The sequence below is a fragment of the Ectobacillus panaciterrae DSM 19096 genome (assembly GCF_000430785.1).
Classification (GTDB): domain Bacteria; phylum Bacillota; class Bacilli; order Bacillales; family Bacillaceae_G; genus Ectobacillus; species Ectobacillus panaciterrae.
Map to the genome: position 1 here is coordinate 126,135 of NZ_KE387246.1, position 19,921 is coordinate 146,055.

21 protein-coding genes, 1 pseudogene and 1 other annotated feature are annotated in these 19,921 nt (G+C 43.1%); of the genes and pseudogenes, 15 read left to right on the plus strand and 7 right to left on the minus strand.

Going from position 1 to position 19,921, the window contains the following annotated elements:
- Window positions 1–25: 25 nt before the first annotated feature.
- From H540_RS0123045 to H540_RS0123055, 3 genes are all read right to left on the minus strand, one after another.
- Window positions 26–223, minus strand: a complete 198-nt coding sequence (locus H540_RS0123045; RefSeq protein WP_028402562.1) for a DUF3813 domain-containing protein — start codon at window positions 221–223, stop codon at window positions 26–28.
- A complete protein-coding gene (locus H540_RS0123050; RefSeq protein WP_028402563.1) occupies window positions 223–369 on the minus strand; it encodes a hypothetical protein in 147 nt (48 codons plus the stop codon). Before H540_RS0123050 ends, H540_RS0123045 begins: the two co-directional genes overlap by 1 nt.
- A gap of 96 nt (window positions 370–465) precedes the next feature.
- Window positions 466–1,275, minus strand: a complete 810-nt coding sequence (locus H540_RS0123055) for a Cof-type HAD-IIB family hydrolase (protein ID WP_028402564.1) — start codon at window positions 1,273–1,275, stop codon at window positions 466–468.
- A 94-nt stretch (window positions 1,276–1,369) separates the two neighbouring features.
- Here H540_RS0123055 and H540_RS30705 point away from each other — a divergent pair, with 94 nt between their 5' ends.
- From H540_RS30705 to clpB, 3 genes are all read left to right on the plus strand, one after another.
- Window positions 1,370–1,651 carry a hypothetical protein gene (locus H540_RS30705; protein WP_425388167.1) on the plus strand — a complete coding sequence of 94 codons (282 nt, stop codon included), beginning with the start codon at window positions 1,370–1,372 and terminating at the stop codon, window positions 1,649–1,651.
- 108 nt (window positions 1,652–1,759) lie between these two features.
- Window positions 1,760–1,942, plus strand: a complete 183-nt coding sequence (locus tag H540_RS0123065; protein WP_028402565.1) for a YjzC family protein — start codon at window positions 1,760–1,762, stop codon at window positions 1,940–1,942.
- 526 nt (window positions 1,943–2,468) lie between these two features.
- Window positions 2,469–5,075 (plus strand): ATP-dependent chaperone ClpB, encoded by a 2,607-nt coding sequence (gene clpB / locus H540_RS0123070; RefSeq protein WP_028402566.1) that lies wholly within the window; start codon window positions 2,469–2,471, stop codon window positions 5,073–5,075.
- A gap of 172 nt (window positions 5,076–5,247) precedes the next feature.
- Here the strand turns inward: clpB and H540_RS0123075 are convergent, their stop codons facing one another.
- Window positions 5,248–5,433, minus strand: coding sequence for a YjzD family protein (locus H540_RS0123075; protein WP_028402567.1), 186 nt, complete (start codon window positions 5,431–5,433; stop codon window positions 5,248–5,250).
- A 151-nt stretch (window positions 5,434–5,584) separates the two neighbouring features.
- Here H540_RS0123075 and H540_RS0123080 point away from each other — a divergent pair, with 151 nt between their 5' ends.
- The 7 genes from H540_RS0123080 to H540_RS0123110 all read left to right on the plus strand — a co-directional run bounded on the left by H540_RS0123080 (window position 5,585) and on the right by H540_RS0123110 (window position 11,950).
- Window positions 5,585–6,319 carry a lipase family protein gene (locus H540_RS0123080; protein WP_028402568.1) on the plus strand — a complete coding sequence of 245 codons (735 nt, stop codon included), beginning with the start codon at window positions 5,585–5,587 and terminating at the stop codon, window positions 6,317–6,319.
- 53 nt (window positions 6,320–6,372) lie between these two features.
- Entirely contained in the window at window positions 6,373–7,233 is an 861-nt protein-coding gene (locus H540_RS0123085; protein ID WP_028402569.1) for an NAD-dependent epimerase/dehydratase family protein, read from the plus strand.
- Window positions 7,234–7,516: 283 nt separating this feature from the next.
- Complete coding sequence (locus H540_RS0123090) at window positions 7,517–7,711, plus strand: ComZ family protein (protein ID WP_028402570.1); 195 nt, start codon at window positions 7,517–7,519, stop codon at window positions 7,709–7,711.
- A 111-nt stretch (window positions 7,712–7,822) separates the two neighbouring features.
- A complete protein-coding gene (locus H540_RS0123095) occupies window positions 7,823–8,755 on the plus strand; it encodes a beta-ketoacyl-ACP synthase III (RefSeq protein WP_028402571.1) in 933 nt (310 codons plus the stop codon).
- Between the two features lie 24 nt (window positions 8,756–8,779).
- The gene (gene fabF, locus H540_RS0123100; RefSeq protein WP_028402572.1) at window positions 8,780–10,018 is read left to right on the plus strand and encodes a beta-ketoacyl-ACP synthase II; all 1,239 of its coding nucleotides are present in this window, start codon (window positions 8,780–8,782) and stop codon (window positions 10,016–10,018) included.
- Between the two features lie 192 nt (window positions 10,019–10,210).
- Complete coding sequence (locus H540_RS0123105; RefSeq protein ID WP_028402573.1) at window positions 10,211–11,008, plus strand: DUF2268 domain-containing putative Zn-dependent protease; 798 nt, start codon at window positions 10,211–10,213, stop codon at window positions 11,006–11,008.
- A gap of 195 nt (window positions 11,009–11,203) precedes the next feature.
- Complete coding sequence (locus H540_RS0123110) at window positions 11,204–11,950, plus strand: YjbA family protein (RefSeq protein WP_028402574.1); 747 nt, start codon at window positions 11,204–11,206, stop codon at window positions 11,948–11,950.
- A 249-nt stretch (window positions 11,951–12,199) separates the two neighbouring features.
- Here the strand turns inward: H540_RS0123110 and trpS are convergent, their stop codons facing one another.
- Both trpS and H540_RS0123130 read right to left on the minus strand, forming a co-directional pair.
- On the minus strand, window positions 12,200–13,189 hold the full coding sequence (gene trpS / locus H540_RS0123120; RefSeq protein WP_028402575.1) for a tryptophan--tRNA ligase: 990 nt from the start codon (window positions 13,187–13,189) through the stop codon (window positions 12,200–12,202).
- A gap of 46 nt (window positions 13,190–13,235) precedes the next feature.
- Window positions 13,236–13,451 (minus strand) — a binding site (T-box leader).
- Window positions 13,452–13,500: 49 nt separating this feature from the next.
- On the minus strand, window positions 13,501–13,851 hold the full coding sequence (locus tag H540_RS0123130) for a DUF3899 domain-containing protein (RefSeq protein ID WP_034671816.1): 351 nt from the start codon (window positions 13,849–13,851) through the stop codon (window positions 13,501–13,503).
- A 350-nt stretch (window positions 13,852–14,201) separates the two neighbouring features.
- Here H540_RS0123130 and H540_RS32580 point away from each other — a divergent pair.
- The 5 genes and pseudogenes from H540_RS32580 to H540_RS0123165 form a co-directional block, all read left to right on the plus strand.
- Window positions 14,202–15,213: pseudogene (locus tag H540_RS32580) on the plus strand (peptide ABC transporter substrate-binding protein); the annotation flags it as partial.
- A gap of 203 nt (window positions 15,214–15,416) precedes the next feature.
- Window positions 15,417–16,346 carry an oligopeptide ABC transporter permease gene (gene opp3b, locus H540_RS0123150; protein ID WP_028402579.1) on the plus strand — a complete coding sequence of 310 codons (930 nt, stop codon included), beginning with the start codon at window positions 15,417–15,419 and terminating at the stop codon, window positions 16,344–16,346.
- 5 nt (window positions 16,347–16,351) lie between these two features.
- Window positions 16,352–17,371: an oligopeptide ABC transporter permease gene (gene opp3C / locus H540_RS0123155; RefSeq protein ID WP_028402580.1), complete on the plus strand. Its 1,020-nt coding sequence runs from the start codon at window positions 16,352–16,354 to the stop codon at window positions 17,369–17,371.
- 20 nt (window positions 17,372–17,391) lie between these two features.
- On the plus strand, window positions 17,392–18,438 hold the full coding sequence (locus H540_RS0123160) for an ABC transporter ATP-binding protein (protein ID WP_028402581.1): 1,047 nt from the start codon (window positions 17,392–17,394) through the stop codon (window positions 18,436–18,438).
- A complete protein-coding gene (locus H540_RS0123165) occupies window positions 18,428–19,363 on the plus strand; it encodes an ABC transporter ATP-binding protein (protein ID WP_028402582.1) in 936 nt (311 codons plus the stop codon). Before H540_RS0123160 ends, H540_RS0123165 begins: the two co-directional genes overlap by 11 nt.
- A gap of 341 nt (window positions 19,364–19,704) precedes the next feature.
- Here the strand turns inward: H540_RS0123165 and H540_RS0123170 are convergent, their stop codons facing one another.
- Window positions 19,705–19,908 (minus strand): hypothetical protein, encoded by a 204-nt coding sequence (locus H540_RS0123170; protein ID WP_028402583.1) that lies wholly within the window; start codon window positions 19,906–19,908, stop codon window positions 19,705–19,707.
- Window positions 19,909–19,921 lie beyond the last annotated feature (13 nt).

Below are 19,921 nucleotides of genomic sequence, written 5' to 3' on the forward strand. Positions count from 1 at the left end.
AACCTGAAAGGGTTCTCGTTTTTTCTTATTCTATGGTTGAAATACTCTGCAGCTCCTGCTGCATTTCACGCAATTGTGTCTTCTCGGCAGTGGAAGAGTTTGCGTATGCAGAAGAAAGAGCGTTTTTCGCCTTTTCTGTCAAGCTTTTCTGCTCGGCACTGTCAGAGCATTGCACTGCTTGTGTCACTGCATCTCTTGCTTGTTGAAATAGCATGTTGCCCATTAAATACCTCCAAGAGAAGAGTCATCTCGTTCTTTTTGAGCCTCTGCTGCTGCCAGCGTCAGCCGGTAAGGGAATTGTTGATCATGCTTCGTCACAGAATCGGAACCTTGCTGTACAAAACGTTTCGATTTGTTCTTCTTACCCATCATGTATTCCCCCTTTTTTATAAGGAAAGCTGAAGCGACACGTTGTTGTGTCTTCTATAGTATGTGCCGCTAAAAAGGGAGTATAAGTGGAAAGCATTACAAGCCAAGTAATTCCTCTAAATAAATCGCAATCCCATCTTCTTCATTGGAAAGAGTCACGTCGTTCGCAAGAGACTTCAGCTGGTCGATCGCGTTGCCCATTGCAACACCGCGTCCCGCAAATTCAATCATTTCAAAATCATTATCCTCATCGCCGAACGCAATTACGCGTTCCTTGGGAATGCCATAATAGTCAGTCAGCTTTTGTAAGCCAATAGCCTTATTCATGCCGCTTTTTACAATTTCAATAATATGCCACGGAGCAGCCCAGCGGCGGTGATCGATTACTTCTGCGTGTACATCTGTCAGATGCCGGCGAATTGCTTCTACCTCATGTTCATTTGTATCAATGAGCAAGCATGTCGGGCTGTCCTCTAGAATATGCAATAAATCTCCTGTATACACTTTAGGAGAACCGAACTGGAAGATATGCTTCATGCCCTCGTCAATCTGCCGCACATATACGTCATCAATCACTTCCGCGTATACATTTTTCACACCGAACCCGGCGCATGCTTCTACAATTGCTTTTGCTGTTTTTAATTCTAAAGGAGTATGATATGTTCCCCAAGAAGAGTCTAACGGATGATGAACGTATGCGCCGTTGAAATTGACTATCGGTGTATCGAGCTGCAGCTCTTGGTAATATACGTTGCTTGCCCGATATGGACGCCCCGTTGAAATTGCAACAAGGTGTCCTTGCGCCCGCGCTTTTTGCAGGGCAGCTTTTGTTCGAGCGGAAATCGTCTTATTGTCCTTTAATAACGTGCCGTCTAAATCTACCGCAATTAAATGTTGGTTTCGCATAGTTTCACCTTTTGTTTGAAATATTTTTACAATTTCATCTTACGCCTTTTATGCTTTTGCTGTCTACCCGTTGCGGAAAAAGAAGGGGAACGTTTTGAAGAACAAAGTCCTTTTAGTGTCTTCGAGTACGCGCGTACGAGGGAACGATGAATTGGGAGAAACGATTCTTGAGACGTTTTTTACGCTGTTAAAGCAAAGGGAGCAGGTGCCGTATGCAAGTTTCTGCATGAACAGCGGGATGCTCACGATGGCCGAGTCATCTCTTGCTTCCGTTCATCTCCAAGGGCTTGAGCAACGCGGTACGCATGTCATTGCCTGCAGACCATTACGATGCAACAGAACAGTTTACAATCGGCAGCATGAACAATCTTATTGAGCTCGCCGCAGCATATGAAGCGCTCACAATTTCCTAAACATAACAGCTTTTGAACAAGAAAAGCGGGACACACTAAGCGTATAATACTTCTTGGAAGGAGAGACGCACATGGGTCAAAGTCATCGATTCCGCCCAGGGCAAAAAGCGCCGAACGATGGAACATACGTGGAAATCGGCGAAACCGGCAGCATGGTAAAGAAACCGAAAATGATCAAGCTAAATACGGGCGATGTGTTTCCGGACACGTCCAATCATAATCGTCAATGGACATATAAGAGCAAATTCAAATAAAAAAACGTCTCCTTAGGGGGAGGCTGCTGAAAAAGTATCTGCTTTGAGTAAAGAATGGGGATTTTCATCAACATACAGAAAATGAAAAGAAGTTAACCATCTATATATAATAGGTGATTAGCTTCTTTTTCTCTTTAAACAGACTTTTTCAGCGTCTTCTCTTAGGAGACGTTTTTGTATATGAGTGAATGATAATTTCGACATGTCCGTGTGCTATGTGCAGCCAAAAGGGAGTATTGCATGCTTCTTCGCTCTGGTTTACACCCTTGCATGAACCACTACAAAGGTTTGAGCGCTTCTGCACGTCGGCGGCTACGCTTTTCGTTGGTGTCTAGCTCCACCGGCTAGGTGCTGCCACCTAAGAACCTCCGCCGCAAAAAAGCAAAAAGCGCTTTTTAGGGCGGAGAACCTTAGGTTCTGCACCAGGGCAAGCCGGCTGCGCTTTTCGTTTGTAAAATAACAAATTTTGTATATAATATAACTAAAGGTCAAAAAAAGTCAAAGTTAGTGAAGGAAGGGAAAAAAGATGGATTTGAATCAAATGACGCAAAAGACACAGGAAGCCGTTTCAAGAGCGCAGTCAATTGCGACGTCTCACCAGCATCAAGAGGTGGACACGATTCACGTTCTTTCGGCATTGCTTGAGCAAGAAGATGGGTTAACAAGAAGAATTCTGCAGAAATTAAACATAGACGCAACACGCTTTTTTGAAGATGTGCAGTTGCTTTTGGATAAAAAACCGAAAGTGACGGGCAGCGGCGCAGAAGCCGGCAAGATATATATTACGTCTGCTCTCGGGCAGTTATTCGTGAGAGCAGAGGAAGAAAAGAAACGCTTAAAAGATGACTATTTATCAATTGAGCATGTCCTGCTTGCGGTGTGCGATGAAAAACCTGGAAGCGACATTGGAAGGCTGCTTGCAAAGCATCATATACAAAAGGAGCATTTGCTTCGTGCATTAATGGAAGTAAGGGGGAATCAGCGCGTGACGAGTCAAAATCCGGAAGCTACTTATGAAGCGCTGCAAAAATATGGGCGTGACCTCGTGCAAGAGGTGCGCCAAGGCAAAATTGATCCGGTTATCGGACGAGACAGTGAAATCCGTCGAGTGATTCGCATTTTATCACGTAAAACGAAAAACAATCCGGTGCTGATCGGTGAACCGGGTGTCGGTAAAACTGCCATCGTGGAAGGTTTGGCACAGCGTATTGTTCGCAAGGATGTGCCGGAGGGGCTGAAGGATAAAACCGTTTTTTCCCTCGATATAGGTTCTCTTATCGCAGGTGCAAAGTTCCACGGGGAATTTGAGGAACGTCTGCAGGCTGTATTAAATGAAGTGAAAAAGAGCGAAGGTCGCATTCTTCTGTTCATTGACGAACTGCATACGATTGTTGGTGCCGGAAAAACGGAAGGAGCCATGGATGCCGGCAATATGCTGAAGCCGATGCTGGCGCGCGGCGAGCTGCATTGCATTGGGGCAACCACGCTTGATGAATACAGAAAATATATCGAGAAAGATCCGGCATTAGAACGCCGTTTCCAGCAAGTATTAGTAGAGGAGCCGACAGTCGAAGATACGGTTTCGATTTTGCGCGGTTTAAAGGAACGGTTTGAAATTCATCATGGTGTCAATATTCATGACCGTGCTATCGTTGCAGCGGCAACATTATCCGATAGATATATTTCGGACCGTTTTCTGCCGGATAAGGCGATTGACTTAGTTGATGAAGCATGTGCAACTATACGTACAGAAATCGATTCGCTGCCGACGGAACTGGATGAAGTTACGCGCCGCATGATGCAGCTTGAAATTGAAGAAGCGGCGTTAAGCAAGGAAACGGACGAGGCAAGCAAGCTGCGCCTGCAAACCTTGCAGCGCGAATTGGCGGAATTGAAGGACAAAGCGCATACGATGCGGGCGCAGTGGCAGCAGGAAAAAGAAGAAATTCAAACAGTGCGCGGTTTGCGCGAGCAATTAGAACGTTTGCGCCGTGAACTGGAAGAAGCTGAAGGGAATTACGATTTGAACAAAGCGGCTGAGCTTCGCCACGGACGGATTCCTGCGCTTGAAAAAGAGTTGAAGCAAGCGGAAGAAGAAACGATGCAAAAGCAAAGCGAGAATCGTCTTCTCCGCGAAGAAGTAACGGAAGAGGAAATCGCAAGCATCGTATCAAGATGGACCGGTATTCCAGTCACGAAGCTTGTCGAAGGAGAGCGGGAAAAGCTTCTTCGCTTGGAACAAATTTTATCTGACCGTGTCGTGGGACAAGAAGAAGCTGTACAGCTTGTCGCGGATGCAGTTCTGCGGGCACGGGCCGGCATCAAAGACCCGAACCGTCCAATCGGTTCATTTATTTTCCTCGGTCCTACAGGCGTCGGAAAGACGGAGCTCGCGAAAACACTAGCCCAATCGCTGTTTGACAGCGAAGAGCAAATCATCCGCATCGACATGTCTGAGTATATGGAGAAGCATGCGGTGTCTCGTTTAATCGGTGCGCCTCCTGGATACGTGGGATACGAAGAAGGAGGACAGCTGACGGAAGCAGTCCGCCGCAAGCCGTACTCTGTGATTTTGCTTGATGAGATTGAAAAAGCGCATCCGGAAGTATTTAACATTTTACTGCAAATGCTCGACGACGGCCGTGTAACTGACTCACAGGGCAGAACAGTGGATTTTAAGAATACGGTCATTATCATGACGTCCAATATTGGTTCTCACTACTTGTTAGAGGGATTAGACGAAGATGGAAGCATAAAAGAAGAAGCACGCGAACAAGTGATGAGCCAGCTTCGCGGCCATTTCCGTCCGGAGTTTCTGAACCGCGTGGATGAAATCATTTTGTTCAAGCCGTTAACGACGAAAGAAATTACTCGCATTGTTGACAAAATTATGAGTGAACTGCAAGGGCGTCTTACAGAACGGCACATTACGCTTCGTTTGACAGATGAAGCCAAGACATTTGTGGCGGAAGCAGGATTTGACCCGGCATACGGCGCTCGGCCGTTGAAGCGATATATCCAGCGGCAAATTGAAACGAAGCTGGCACGAGCATTGATTGCCGGAACGATTCGGGACAATAGTACGGTTGCGGTTGATGCGGAAAACGGGGAGCTTGTCGTGAAAACTGTATAAGATGCAAGAGGTCTCATTAATATGGGGCCTCTTTTTTTAGACACAGGGAAAAGCGTCTGAAGGGATTTGACCGTTATTATGCTCGGCGGATTCGCTACACCAATCTAAAAAGAAAGGATTTTTTTCATTCCTCTTATAAACGAAAAGAAGCTGTCCTCTTGACAGCTTCTTCTTAGTGATGTTGCTCTACAGGTTCGTTCGGTAGTACAGCGGAGATAACGATTACCAAGACGCTCATAACAACTGATAGCATTGTAGCTTGTACGAAGTCGTATGTAGTGCCTGTCATGGCACCGATTACGTAACTAGCCATTTGCATGAGGAAAAATGACCAGATGAATGTCCAAATGAAACGCATGCTTTTCACACCCTTATTGTTCAATTCCCCCCTATTGTAACACAAAGACCGGGGGAATATAGAAAATATTTTTGCGTACTAGGGCAAATTCCGCCTTTTCACATACATTATAGAAGAATGTATTTCATGTTGGCATTAGGGCGGGGGAGATATGTGTATAATGGAACGTTTCTTTTATCTGGAACAAGAGCCGTGCGTCATTCATCTGCCAGAAAAGCCGAATGGATTCGGAGTATTGGTATTAGGGGACTATAATTATTTTGTTGAGAATGGTACAAGTTTGTGGATGCAGCATATCGGCAAGGCACAGATGCTGGAGGATTTGCGCAAGCAGGGTTATACCATTTTTTCTTCCAATCTGTACGGCCGGCACTGGGGCTCGGAGAAAGCTGTTCAGTTAGCAAAGCGGTTGTATCATATTGTGATGAAAAAGGAAATTTTAAATGAAAAGATTCATATGATAGCAGAGGGGATGGGCGCTCTCGTTGCCCTGGAAATCATGCACAGTATGCCGGAATTGGTGCGTTCGTCTGTTATGTTCAATCCATGTTTGGATTTATCTGCTCATCTGGAGCTTGAAAAGGAACATAAATTTTTCTATAAACGGCTGATGCGCGAATTGCAGATAGCATATGAAACAACGGAAGAAAAGATTCGGCAGGCAACCGTGCAAAAATCATTTCACCGATATGCGTCTTCTGTCCCAGTAAAAATGTTTATTCCCATCCATGAGCGCAAAGAACGAAAGTTAATTTATCGGGAATATGAACAGAAGAGGCAAAAAGAAGGGAATCCCATTTCGCTTTCGTTTCACTTGCAGGACAATAAATATAAAATGACAGGTTCTATCAGTCAGTTTTTTAAAAAGTATGAAACGTATTTATGACTAGCTTCCTAATACATAGGAAGCTGGTGTACATACAACAGGGGGGATAAAGGATGAGAGGAGCGGTTGTAATCGGCGCATTGACATTTATCGGTTATCATCTCGTGCAGAAGCTGCTGACAGAGGAGGCAGAGGTACTGGCTTTTGATACAGATGATTTGTTCCGTCCGTCTGAAATGAACGAAGAAAAGCTGCTGCTGATCGGCCGTCATGCCGGATTTGCGTATCGTTCGCTGGAGGAACGGGAAGCTTGGAAGGAGATGCGTGAGTTTAATGTTGTGTATTTTTGCTTATGCGAGCCCAACCAATATACAGAAATCCTAAACCAAAAAACTGTCCATTCATACTTGCAGCGTACGTTGTCGCTTTGTAAAAAGCATGGCAAACGCTTTGTTTTATTATCCTCTGCAAGCGCAGCAACAGCGCGCTTTTATGACGAAAAGGGTGTAGAAGGAACCGGAAATGGAAGCTTTTTTTATGAGATGGAGAAGCTGGCTGAAACGTCCGGAGGAGATTGCGCAATCTTGCAGGTGCCTGCTGTATATGGCCCATGGCAGCCTGACTTTATGACATACCATCAATTAATTTTAACCGAGATGATGCAGCGCGATGTAAATATTGAAGTGAAAGAAAACAATGAGGACATTCTATATGTGACGGACGTGGCGGAATGCCTATATGAATTCGGAAAAAAGAAGCAGACGGGCGCCTATTATATAGGAAGCGGAGAAACGGGATTGTGGCATAAAGGCGTAGCTTTATTGAACGGGAGCAATAAGATTGTGATTCGAGGAAAACAAATAGAAAAAAAGAGCGTTCCTCGCTATCCATTTCAGCCGAAATACTCCTTGAAAGAGGGATTGCAGCAGCAAATGCTTCATATGAAGAAATATCAGGCATTATATATAGGATAAAGGAAGGAAGCACTCGCTGCTTCTTTTTTTAGATAAGTATAAAATTCCGCGCCAATGCTTTCCATTCCTTCCTTCTGTTCGCAGTATATAACACAAGCCTAAATGATTAGTAAAAAGACACATGAGAAAGCGCCTTAAAGGCTTGGATCGCTACTATACTTTGCAGATGCTCTACGTCGATTTAAAAAGAATCGAACGTTTTTTCTTCCGATATAATGCTCAACATAAATATGCAGTGTCTGGTATAATATGAAGAGAAACGAGCACGAAAGGAAGATAAATCATGAATCCGCAAAAAAACATGCAATTTCTGCAAATCGCTCTGCAGTATTTACCGGAAGCGAAAGCTGTATTAGAAGGCAGCGGCGTAGAGGTGGATATGGCGAAAGCACAGCCTGTTCTCGAACTGCTAATGAAGGTAATGAATGATGCATATGAGCTGGGAAGAGAAGAAGCTTTGACAGAGAAGGAAGAATGAAGTCGGCAAATATGCCGGCTTTTTCATTCTCATTCATATAGACAAATGGAGAATCATGCGATAATATTAGTACCAAGTCATAATAATTGATATAAAGTGGAGGGATGCCGTGTGAATGCGGGCATTTTAGGAATTGGGAGATACGTACCGGAAAAAATCGTAACCAATCAAGACTTAGAAAAAATCGTAGATACATCAGATGAGTGGATTCGGACTAGGACTGGAATAGAGGAGCGCCGCATTGCTGCAGATGATATGAATACGTCTCATATGGCGGTTGAGGCAGCAAGAGAAGCGATTCGTGATGCAGGAATTAGTGCTGAGCAAATCGAATTAATTTTAGTTGCGACGGTAACGCCTGACCGTCCGTTTCCGACTGTATCATGCATGGTTCAGGAACAGCTTGGGGCAAAGCATGCAGCAGCGATGGATGTTAGCGCAGCCTGTGCCGGCTTTATGTACGGAATGATTACGGCACAGCAATTTATCCAAACGGGTGCTTATAAGTATATCCTAGTAATAGGAAGTGACAAACTATCTAAGATTACCGATTGGAGTGACCGAAATACAGCGGTGCTATTCGGCGACGGAGCTGGAGCTGCGGTAATGGGACCTGTTTCGGAAGGGAGAGGTATTTTATCATTCGAGCTTGGTGCAGATGGAACAGGCGGAATTCACTTATATCAAGACGAGTTCATTAGCATGAACGGTAGAGAGGTCTTTAAATTCGCAGTGCGAAAAATGGGGGATTCTTCTGTCCGCGTATTGGAGAAAGCGGGACTTACAAAAGAAGATGTAGATTTCCTTGTGCCGCATCAAGCAAATATCCGTATCATGGAATCGGCGAGACAACGCCTGGATTTACCAGAAGAAAAAATGAGTAAGACGATTGCGAAGTTTGGCAATACATCCGCATCATCCATCCCGCTTGCACTTGCAGAAGAGCAGAGAAACGGACGAATCAAAGACGATGATATCGTCGTTCTTGTGGGATTCGGCGGCGGATTAACTTGGGGAGCGGTAGCTCTTCGCTGGGGCAGATAAGATTGTAAAGGAGAGTTGAGAGTGATGGAAAAAAAGCGTGTTGTAGTTACAGGATTGGGAGCTATTACTCCAGTAGGAAAGAATGCAGAAGAGTCTTGGCAGAGTGTCGTAAACGGCGTGTCCGGTATAGGACGTCTTACACGCTTAGATCCGGAGCAATATCCGGCAAAGGTTGCGGCTGAGATTCGTGATTTTAACGTGGAAGAGTATGTAGACAAAAAAGAGGCACGTAAAATGGACCGCTTCACACAATATGCGGTAGCGGCTGCTAAAATGGCAGTACAGGATGCGAAATTGGAAATTACAGAAGAAAACGCGCCTAAAATTGGCGTATGGGTCGGTTCTGGAATCGGCGGTATGGAAACATTTGAAGAACAGCATCGCATTTTGCTGGAAAAAGGACCTCGACGCGTGAGCCCATTCTTCGTACCGATGATGATTCCGGATATGGCGGCAGGTCAAGTGTCCATCGCATTAGGAGCGAAAGGAATCAATTCCTGTTCAGTAACAGCGTGTGCATCTGGAGCAAATTCAATTGGAGACGCTTTTAAAGTAATTCAGCGCGGCGATGCAGTCGCGATGGTAACAGGAGGAGCGGAAGCACCTCTATCGCATATGGCGTTTGCTGGTTTCAGCTCTGCAAAAGCGTTATCCTTCAATGAAGATCCAAAAACGGCATGCCGTCCGTTTGACAAGAACCGCAGCGGCTTCGTCATGGGAGAAGGAGCGGGCATTCTCATTTTGGAAGAGTTAGAACATGCCCTGCAGCGCGGAGCCCACATTTATGCGGAAATCGTAGGTTACGGTGCGACAGGAGATGCATTCCACATTACACTGCCTGCACCAGGCGGAGAAGGCGGCGTGCGTGCGATGCGCCAAGCATTGGACGATGCCGGATTGAAGCCTAATGATGTGGATTACATTAACGCTCATGGAACAAGTACGGAAGCAAACGAAAAATATGAAACAATGGCGATTAAAGAAGTATTCGGTGAGCATGCTTACAAAGTAGCGGTCAGCTCTACAAAATCGATGACGGGCCACTTGCTTGGAGCAGCAGGTGCCGTAGAGGCAATCTTCTCTATTAAAGCTATTACAGATGGTGTTATCCCGCCGACAATTAACTATGAAACACCAGATCCGGAATGTGATTTGGATTATGTTCCAAACAGTGCAAGAAAGCAGGAGGTACGCGCGGTATTGAGCAACTCCTTAGGGTTTGGCGGACATAATGCCGCATTGGTATTCAAGAAATACGAGTAAACGTGCAGATATCTGCACGTTTTTTTATTTATATTGAATCATTCTCCTTTCGGTTGGCATATGTATAAGGTGAAACTTCATTAGCGGGGGGGCTCGCTAATGCCAGTCGAACTAATCGGACTCCCAGTGTCCGTTCTGCCACTTGCATGCATTAAAATCGGACGGTCAGAACGGGGTCAAAAGGGGGATAGCATGGGAATTGTCGATACCTACACTTGGCTGAAAGAACATTATAAAGATCCTGAAGAGATTTGCAGAAACTTTAAAAAACATATATCGCTCTCGCCAGCTGCCACGTATGATTATCTTTTATCCAGAGGGATGTACCGTCCTGTCAGAAACGGAATAGAAGAGGTCAAAAAGCTCCATCAGCAAAACATATGGAAAGAATTGAAGCGGGAATATAGTGAACTGCGCAGCTGGTTCAATGGACCTGATGTACCTGTATTCATTTTGCCTTCCGATTCACATAACAGATATATGCAGCGTGAATATAACGGGAAAGCCGGTCTCGCCTTCAATACATGCATTTTCTTGTTTGTGTCCAGTCAAAATTCCATTAAAGAGCTGAAAGCGATGTTAACACACGAATATCATCATGTAAGCCGCCTGCATGTGCTGCGCAAGAAAGAAAAAGAATATACTTTGCTTGATACTGTTATTTTAGAGGGGTTGGCGGAAGCAGCAGTTGCAGAGCGTCATACAGAAACCTATCATGCAGCCTGGGTTCGATATTATACGAAAAAAGAAGCAATCTATCTTTGGCATCGGTTTCTAGCTGATGATAAAGATTGCAAAAAAGGGACGAGAAAGCATGAAGAGCTGCTGAACGGCTTGCGTTTTTATCCGAAAATGCTCGGATATTGCGTTGGCTATCATATCGTAAGCGATTGTATCAAACATACGAACTTTCAAACGAAGAAACTTTTAAACATGAAATCGCGGGATATTTTAAAATATGCTGTATCCTTTGCCGCTAATCATACGTGATAAGCGGTTCTTATACATATTTGGAGTTTGGTGTCATAAGATTTCATATAAAAGTAAGAGATTCTAAGCATGAAAATGAAGAGAAATGAAGAAAATATAAGTAAGTAAGATGAATATATTCTCTTCTGTGGAATAAACTTCCCAGAGCGTGACCATACTGATATCTACAAACAGTTGTGAAGTGAGGGGTAAGACATGTTGTATCTGCATGATGTATGGGTAAATTGGTTTGAAGGTGAAGAGAATGGTTATAATGTCTGCCATTTTTACGAATGGCGTAAGGATGACACAATTGAACTGTTAGACCAAGTTCCTTTATTAAAGGTAGATTCCATCCTGTACCATTATATTGAAAATGAGCTGTTGGAGCTTCCGGCCAAATTATTGGAAGACGTACATCAAAAGGCATATATCCGCAAGAATCATGAGCGTCTTCAACTTGATTATTGCTTTGTTGTTTCAGACGGCAAAGGCATTCTCGCGGTCGACACAATTGGATATAATATACCGATTCGCAAAAGCAGACTTATTCCTCGGCAAGAACAAATGGTATATGAAATGATTGAGAATGCCCAAACTGAACACTATGAACTTCGCTCCGTGTTGGAGAAGAAAGAACACCACATTCTTTCTCCTTCGCCATACATGATGAGCGGGTTAACACGAAAAGAAAGACAGCTGAAGCAATTGCTATTTATGGCACTGGATCAATTACATACAACAAGAAATCCTTCTGAAATCCGTTACTGGTACACAGAGTGGGAGCCAGGCGCTTATCAAGATGTTCAGAACATGCCGTTTGAGGATGTTTGGAGACGTCTGTACGAAGAAACGAAATATGGCTGGACGGAAAAGCACGAAAATCTTTGCGAACGGCTCGTAAAAGGACAACCTTTTTTTGAAAAGCTGTGGGAGATTGAAAAAGAACAGAAAGTCAACTAGGTAAAAAGGAGCTCTTTTGAGGAGTTCCTTTTTCTGTGTACAAAAAAGATGAGCATACAAATGCTCATCTTTTTAAAAGATAGAAAGTGAGGGGAACTGAACGAGCCGATTCCGCTTTTCGTGATGTCCAGCTCCATTGGCCAGCTCCCAACGCCAAAATAACCTTCCCCATACAAAGCCAAAAAGCGGCTTTGATGGTGAAGAACATTTTGACGAGGGAGCTAAGCGGGTCGATTCCGCTTTTCGTGATTATCTACGCTTCCGGCTTAATCCCATTGCATTCTCTACTTTGCGTAGCTGCTTCATTGCAACGCGGTTTGCTTTTTCTGCCCCTTTATCTAAAATATCATCGAGTTCAGGAGACTTGATCAGCTCGTGGTAGCGATCTTGGATTGGTTTTAATGCATCTACAACGACTTGAGCCAAATCGGATTTAAACTCGCCGTAGCCTTTGCCAGCGTAATGTGCCTCCAGCTCCTCAATCGTTTTTTCAGATAAGGAAGAGTAAATGGTAAGAAGGTTAGAAACGCCTGGCTTGTTTTCTTTATCGTATTTTACGATACCATCAGAATCGGTAACGGCGCTTTTAATTTTCTTTTCAATTGTTTTCGGTTCATCAAGCAAGCTGATCATAGATTTTACATTTGGATCGGATTTGCTCATTTTTTTCGTTGGCTCAGTTAATGACATTACGCGCGCGCCAACCTTTGGAATACGGATTTCCGGAATTGTGAACACTTCGCGGAAGCGGTTGTTGAAGCGCTCAGCCAAGTCGCGGGTAAGTTCGATGTGCTGCTTTTGATCGTCGCCTACAGGAACAATCTCCGTGTTATAAAGTAAAATGTCCGCGGCCATAAGAGGCGGATAGGTAAGGAGACCTGCTGAAACAGCCTCTTTGCCTTTAGATTTATCTTTGAATTGTGTCATGCGCTCTAATTCGCCGATGTATGTGATGCATTGCATAATCCATCCGAGCTGACCGTGCGCCGGTACTTCAGACTGGACAAACAAAGTGGATTTATCAGGATCGATGCCGCATGCAAGATATAAAGCAGCTAAGCTGCGAATATTTTTACGCAATTCGATTGGGTCTTGCGCTACAGTAATGGCGTGCTGGTTCACGATGCAGAAGTAGCAATCATGCTCCTCCTGCAGCTCGGTAAATTGTTTCATAGCTCCTAAGTAATTGCCGATGGTAATTGTTCCGCTTGGCTGAATGCCTGAAAAGATAACTGCCATTGTAATTCCTCCTAACAACATAATAAAAAGCCCATTCCTCCCTGAACATAGGGACGAATGGACCGCGGTGCCACCCTAATTATTTTGCATAAGCAAAATCTCTTACTTCTAATCCATTAACGTCGGACGAAACGCCAAAGCCTACTGTCAGTTCGGTTTGGTGCTCAAAAGCCCATTCCATATTGCGCAAGTACTTGTTCGCACCACCCACAAGCTCTCTGAAACCGCCTCAATATGTACTCTTCTTTTTCATCGCACAATATAAAGTATGTTAAAACACATTATAGCAAAATTCCCAAAATGAATGCAAGCTACACAAAAACTGTAACACTCATAATCGTGGAGATAACCGCAAGTACAATTCCTGTAAGCAAAATAGGATATGTCAGACGAAACGAATAGGTGCGGTATAACAGCTCTTTATTATCCAGCGGCTGCTCTTCCTCTTCTTCGATAAGAGAAGCTTCTTTTTTATTAAATGTCTTTCGAAATGCATAGCGCGTAATATTAAATGCGCCCCGTTCGATTATAAATAAAAAGCCGCCGACTATAACGAAAGGAAGAGAAATTAAAAACATAAAATCGACAAATTTCAACAAAAAACTACTGGGATTGACGAGAAAAGCAAGCGCTGCTGAAGCTGCAATTCCTATTCCTGTCATAATTCCAAGCAAAGAAACGTTGCTGTTCAAAAGCTTCTACCTCCGATATGCTGGAAAATCATTGTACATATTATACTATAAATTTCGTAAGCAGCACTACATGAAAAAAGCAGTAATATTATGCACTTTGCTGTATTTTTATCTACTTATTTATCTTAAAATATGAAAATGAATTTTTTGGAAAAACTAAAAAAAATAATTATATCTAAAAAATTTTAATAAAAACTAAAAAAACTATGTTCACAATTGTCTGATTATATGTATAATTGAAATTGTAGGAACCAAGCGACAAATTTCGCCAGCTTTGTCATTTCTGCATTTTTAACATTTATGCGCTGTTTCCTTTAAGCTTGAACAACACGATGGAAGATCTTTACACGCTCGACAAAGATGATAAGCCAGTTCCGGCCGTTGCAAAATCTTACGAGAAGCTCGAAGATGAAAAGAAGTATGTATTCAAGCTTCACGAAGATGCGAAATGGTCTAACGGCGCCCTGGTAACAGCGAAAAATTTCGTGTATGTTTGGCAGCATGCATTAAATCATGAATGCGCTTACATTATGTTCGACGTAAAAAATACAGAGAAGACAAACAAAGGTGAAGTGCCGGCCGGTCAGCTTGGTGTAAAAACAGTGGATGACTACATATTGGAAATTGAGCTTGAAACGGCAGTACCGTATTTCGTAAGCTTAACTGTATTTCCAACGTTCTATCCATTATAAGGAAGGAATCGAAAACGTACTTCTGAACAGCGGTTCTATCGGTGCTACGGATTAATGCCAAAAGGTTTCGTAGCAGGTCCGGACAAAAAAGACTTCCGCGAAGCGAATGGTAAATTTGTGAAAATAAATGTCAAAGAAGCACAAAAATTGTGGGAAGCTGGTAAGAAAGAAGCTGGAGTTGACAGTATTTCCAAACTATGGTAATGGTAATTTTAAGAAAATTAAAAAAATTGAAGAGCAGCTTGAAAAGAACTTACCTGGCTTAACTGTAGCAATCAAGCAACAGCTATTTGCACAAAAGCTGTTGCTTGAGTCTAGCGGACGATACGATATGGCATTAACGGGCTGGAATCCTGATCATCCGGATCCGATGATATTCGCGGACATGTTTGTAACAAACAGCTCTTATAACCAAATGAGCTATTCTAACCTCAAATACGATGATCTAATTAAGAAAGCGAAAACAACAGATACGTCTGATTTACAGACTCGTTGGAACGACATGCTAAAAGCTGAAAAAATTCTGTTTGAAGACGCAGCGATTGCTCCTGTAATTCAATGCGGAAGAGCGTATTTACAAAAGGATTATGTTAAGGGAGTTATTGAGCATAAATTCGGCGGAGACTTCAGCTTCAAGTAGGCTCATGTTAAATAGTAAGAAAATACTGAACTTTCAGCAGTTTAAGTGGGATAATATTAAAAAGTAAGAAAATACTAAACTTTGAGCAGTTCAAGTAGGTATATGTCTCAGGAAGACATGTACTCTTCTTTTACTACATATAAGCAAAGGTGTTTTTTTGAAAAGTTGTTAGAACATTTCGTAAAATATGAGGGGGTGCTGGTGTGGGACGTTATACATTACAACGTTTCGTTTACATGATTATCACTTTGTTTTTGATTACAACATTCACGTTCTTTTTAATGAAGTTATTGCCAGGTTCTCCACTGCAAAACCAAGAGAAGCTGACACCGGAGCAAAGAGAGATAATATTGGAAAAATATGGACTGAATGACCCTGTACCTGTACAGTATGCTCATTACATGTCCAATTTGGTGCAAGGTGATTTAGGCATATCTTTTAAATATGACAATCGTCCTGTAACAGAAATGATTGGAACTCGTATTGGGCCGTCTGCCCAATTAGGTTTCCAAGCTTTAGTACTGGGGACATTTGTAGGTTTGCTGCTAGGTATTGTTGCTGCACTTAGAAATAATACGTGGGTCGACTATGGTGCAACAGTCGTTTCCGTAATCGGTATTTCCGTACCGTCTTTCGTATTCGCCGCTCTTTTGCAATATTATGTGGGCGTTAAGTTAGGCTGGCTGCCTGTAGCATTCTGGAAGGGATTCTCCTATACCATTCTTCCGACAATCGCCCTTTCGGTGTTTGTAACTGCAAATATCGCTCGTTTTGCACGTACAGAACTGCTTGAGGTTATGAATTCTGAGTATATTTTAACAGCGAAAGCAAAAGGGGTAAGCCAATTAGGCATTATCATCAAACACGCATTGCGTAACGCATTAATTCCTGTTATCACAATTCTTGGTCCTATGGCCGTTAACTTAATGACGGGAACACTCGTTATTGAACGTATTTTCTCTGTTCCAGGTCTTGGGGAACAGTTCGTCACCTCTATTGGATTGAATGACTATACAGTTATTATGGGAACGACTATTTTCTACAGCGCACTGTTTGTTATCGTAATCTTTATTGTAGACTTGCTGTATGGAGTAGTTGATCCGCGCATTCGTTTAGCGGGAGGGAAGAAATAATGGGAATAATGAAAGAAAAACAAGTTAACCTGTCTCCAGATTTGTTTCAGCCTGCTGATAGAAACGCGGGAGAGAACGAGAAAATTGTCCGCCCAAGCTTGACGTATTGGCAGGATGTAAAAAGACGTCTATTCCAAAATAAAGGCGCTATTGCCGGATTAATCATGTTGATTATAGTTATATTCTTTGCAGCTTTTGGTCCTTCTATGAGCAAATACTCCTTTAAAGACCAAGATTTAAACCGTGCAAAGCTTCCTCCAAAAATTCCAGTATTGGAGCAAATTTCTTGGCTGCCGTTTAACGGTACGGACCAGTACGGTGTAGATCAATATAAGAAGCGTGATATTAAAGAGAACTTCTGGTTCGGTACAGATGACTTGGGCCGCGATCTTTGGACAAGAACTTGGGAAGGTACGCGCATTTCCCTCTATATTGGTTTGCTAGCAGCTTTAATTGATATGATTATCGGTGTTACATACGGAGGGGTTTCCGGATTCTACGGCGGCCGTGTCGACAATATTATGCAGCGTATCGCTGAAATATTAAATGGTATTCCGTTCTTAATTATCGTTATTCTTTTCGTTATCATTCTAGAGCCTGGGGTTATCTCTATTTCTTTAGCATTGGTAATTACCGGCTGGATCAACATGTCGCGGATTGTGCGCGGTCAAGTATTAAAGCTGAAAAACCAAGAATATGTATTGGCTTCCCGTACGCTTGGCGCATCTAACGGAAAGCTGATAGCAAAGCATTTGATTCCAAATGTAATGGGACCAATTATTGTAATGGCAATGTTCACAATTCCTGCAGCAATTTTCACTGAAGCATTCCTAAGCTTTATCGGTCTTGGTATTCGTCCGCCGTTCGCGTCTCTAGGATCTCTCGTAAGTGACGGATATAAATCCATTCAAACATATCCGCACGTGATGTTCATTCCTGCGGCAGTCATCAGTTCATTAATCTTAAGCTTGAACTTATTGGCAGACGGATTGCGTGATGCACTAGATCCGAAAATGCGTAAGTAAATCAGAAAGGAGAGAAATATATGGAAAAACTATTGGAAGTTAAAGATTTGCAAATCTCCTTTGAAACGCATGCCGGTGAGGTGTTTGCAGTGCGCGGTGTCAGCTTTGACTTGAAAAAGGGAGAAACTATAGCAATCGTAGGGGAATCAGGTTCCGGTAAATCAGTAACCTCTAAAGCGCTGATGGGGCTGATCCCAAATCCGCCGGGACGTATTAAAGGCGGCGAAATCTTATTTGAAGGCCGTGACCTTGCAAAGCTGCCAGAGAAGGAAATGCAGCAAATCCGCGGAAAAGAAATCTCTATGATCTTCCAAGATCCGATGACATCTTTGAATCCGACGATGACAATCGGCAATCAAATTATGGAAGGTTTGATCAAGCATCAAAAGATGAGCAAAGCAGACGCTCGCAAAGTAGCGATTGAGCTGATTGACCTTGTAGGCATTCCGAATCCTGAAGCTCGTTTGAAGCAATATCCGCACCAATTTTCCGGCGGTATGAGACAGCGTGTTGTAATTGCGATGGCACTTGCTTGTAACCCGAAATTATTGATTGCTGATGAACCGACGACAGCTCTTGACGTAACGATTCAAGCGCAAATTTTAGAGCTTATGAAGGATATTCAGCAAAAAACAGAAGCAGCAATTATTTTCATTACGCATGACCTTGGTGTAGTTGCAAACGTGGCTGACCGCGTTGCAGTAATGTATGCAGGGAAAATTGTAGAAATCGGAACGGTTGACGAAATTTTCTACAATCCTAAGCATCCGTATACATGGGGACTATTGGCATCCATGCCAAGCTTAGACGGCAAAGATGAAGAGCTGTATGCGATTTCTGGTTCTCCTCCAGACTTGATTAGGCCGCCGAAGGGCGATGCTTTTGCAGCACGGAACCCTCGTGCGCTAAAGATTGATTTTGAAATGGAGCCGCCAATGTTTAAGGTGAGCGAAACACACTATGCGGCAACGTGGCTGCTTCATGAAAATGCGCCAAACGTAGAGCCTCCTGAAATCGTACAAAATCGTATTCGCCAAATGAAAGCAGGTGTGCGAAATGGCCGATAAGCGCGAAAAGTTAATTGAAATTAAAAACGTAAAGCAATACTTTAAAGTTGGCGGCGGCGTTGTAAAAGCTATTGACGATGTTTCGTTCGACATCTTTAAAGGAGAAACGTTCGGTCTTGTAGGAGAATCCGGTTCCGGTAAGTCTACAACAGGCCGCACAATTATCCGCCTGTACGATGCAACCGCCGGAGAGGTTTTGTTCAACGGCGAAAACGTACACGGCAAAAAATCAAGAACAGAGTTAAAGAAATTTAACCGCAAAATGCAAATGATCTTCCAAGATCCATATGCATCCTTAAATCCGCGTATGACAGTTGCAGATATCATCGCAGAAGGAATTGACATTCACGGTCTTGCGAAGAACAGAGAAGATCGCATGAAGCGTGTGTATGATTTGCTTGAAACAGTAGGTTTGAACCGTGAGCATGCAAGCCGTTACCCGCATGAATTTTCCGGCGGTCAAAGGCAGCGTATCGGCATTGCTCGTGCACTGGCTGTTGAGCCTGAATTTATTATCGCGGACGAGCCGATTTCAGCTTTGGACGTATCGATCCAAGCCCAGGTTGTAAACTTGCTTAAACAGCTGCAAAAGGAAAAAGGATTAACGTATTTGTTCATCGCTCATGATTTATCCATGGTAAAATATATCAGCGATCGCATCGGTGTAATGTATCACGGGAGAATTGTAGAGCTTGCAGCAAGTGAAGAGCTGTACGAACATCCGATTCATCCTTACACAAAATCATTGCTGTCTGCGATCCCGCTTCCAGATCCAGATTATGAGCGCAACCGCAAGCGTATCATTTATGATCCGACACAGCATAACTACGGAAGCGAAGAGCCTGTTATGCGCGAAGTTCGTCCGGAGCACTTTGTACTTTGCTCCGAAGCGGAATACAAAAAATATAAAGAGCTATATCAGTAATAATTCAAAAGACCTGAGGAAATTTGTTTCCGCAGGTCTTTTTTTAATGCTGTTTTGGTAAAATTTGTTTTTAAATTTCGAACTTTGAGATATAATTTACATGTATTTCTGCTATTTACCTTTTATAGGGGAGTGAGTGATGTGCATTCTGTTCCGCAATATGTGTATCCAGTATTCCTTATTGCATTTATTTTGTACCGAAGAATTAAACGTTCTATAGGGTTCCAGCAATTCATCTATAACAGACAGAAACGGTGAATGAGCTTTTGTATGAGATGCAAGTTTTGTATAAGAGAAATAAAAAAACAGGGCAAATGCCCTGTTTATACAAATATTGTACATTAGTATGTCCGCTTTTTATAAATTCCTTTTCCACCGACAGCATTCCAGCCGGTTTGTGTTTTAGCGCTTTGATCAATAAACTCGCTTTTTCGTTTCCCGCCGAAAATCTTCTCGCCGATTCCGTTTGTAATGACGCCGACCGTAGCGGTAATGCCAATGACAAGGATGGCTACAATCGCTAAATCCAAAAAGTATGCCCCCATTTTTGTTCCCCCT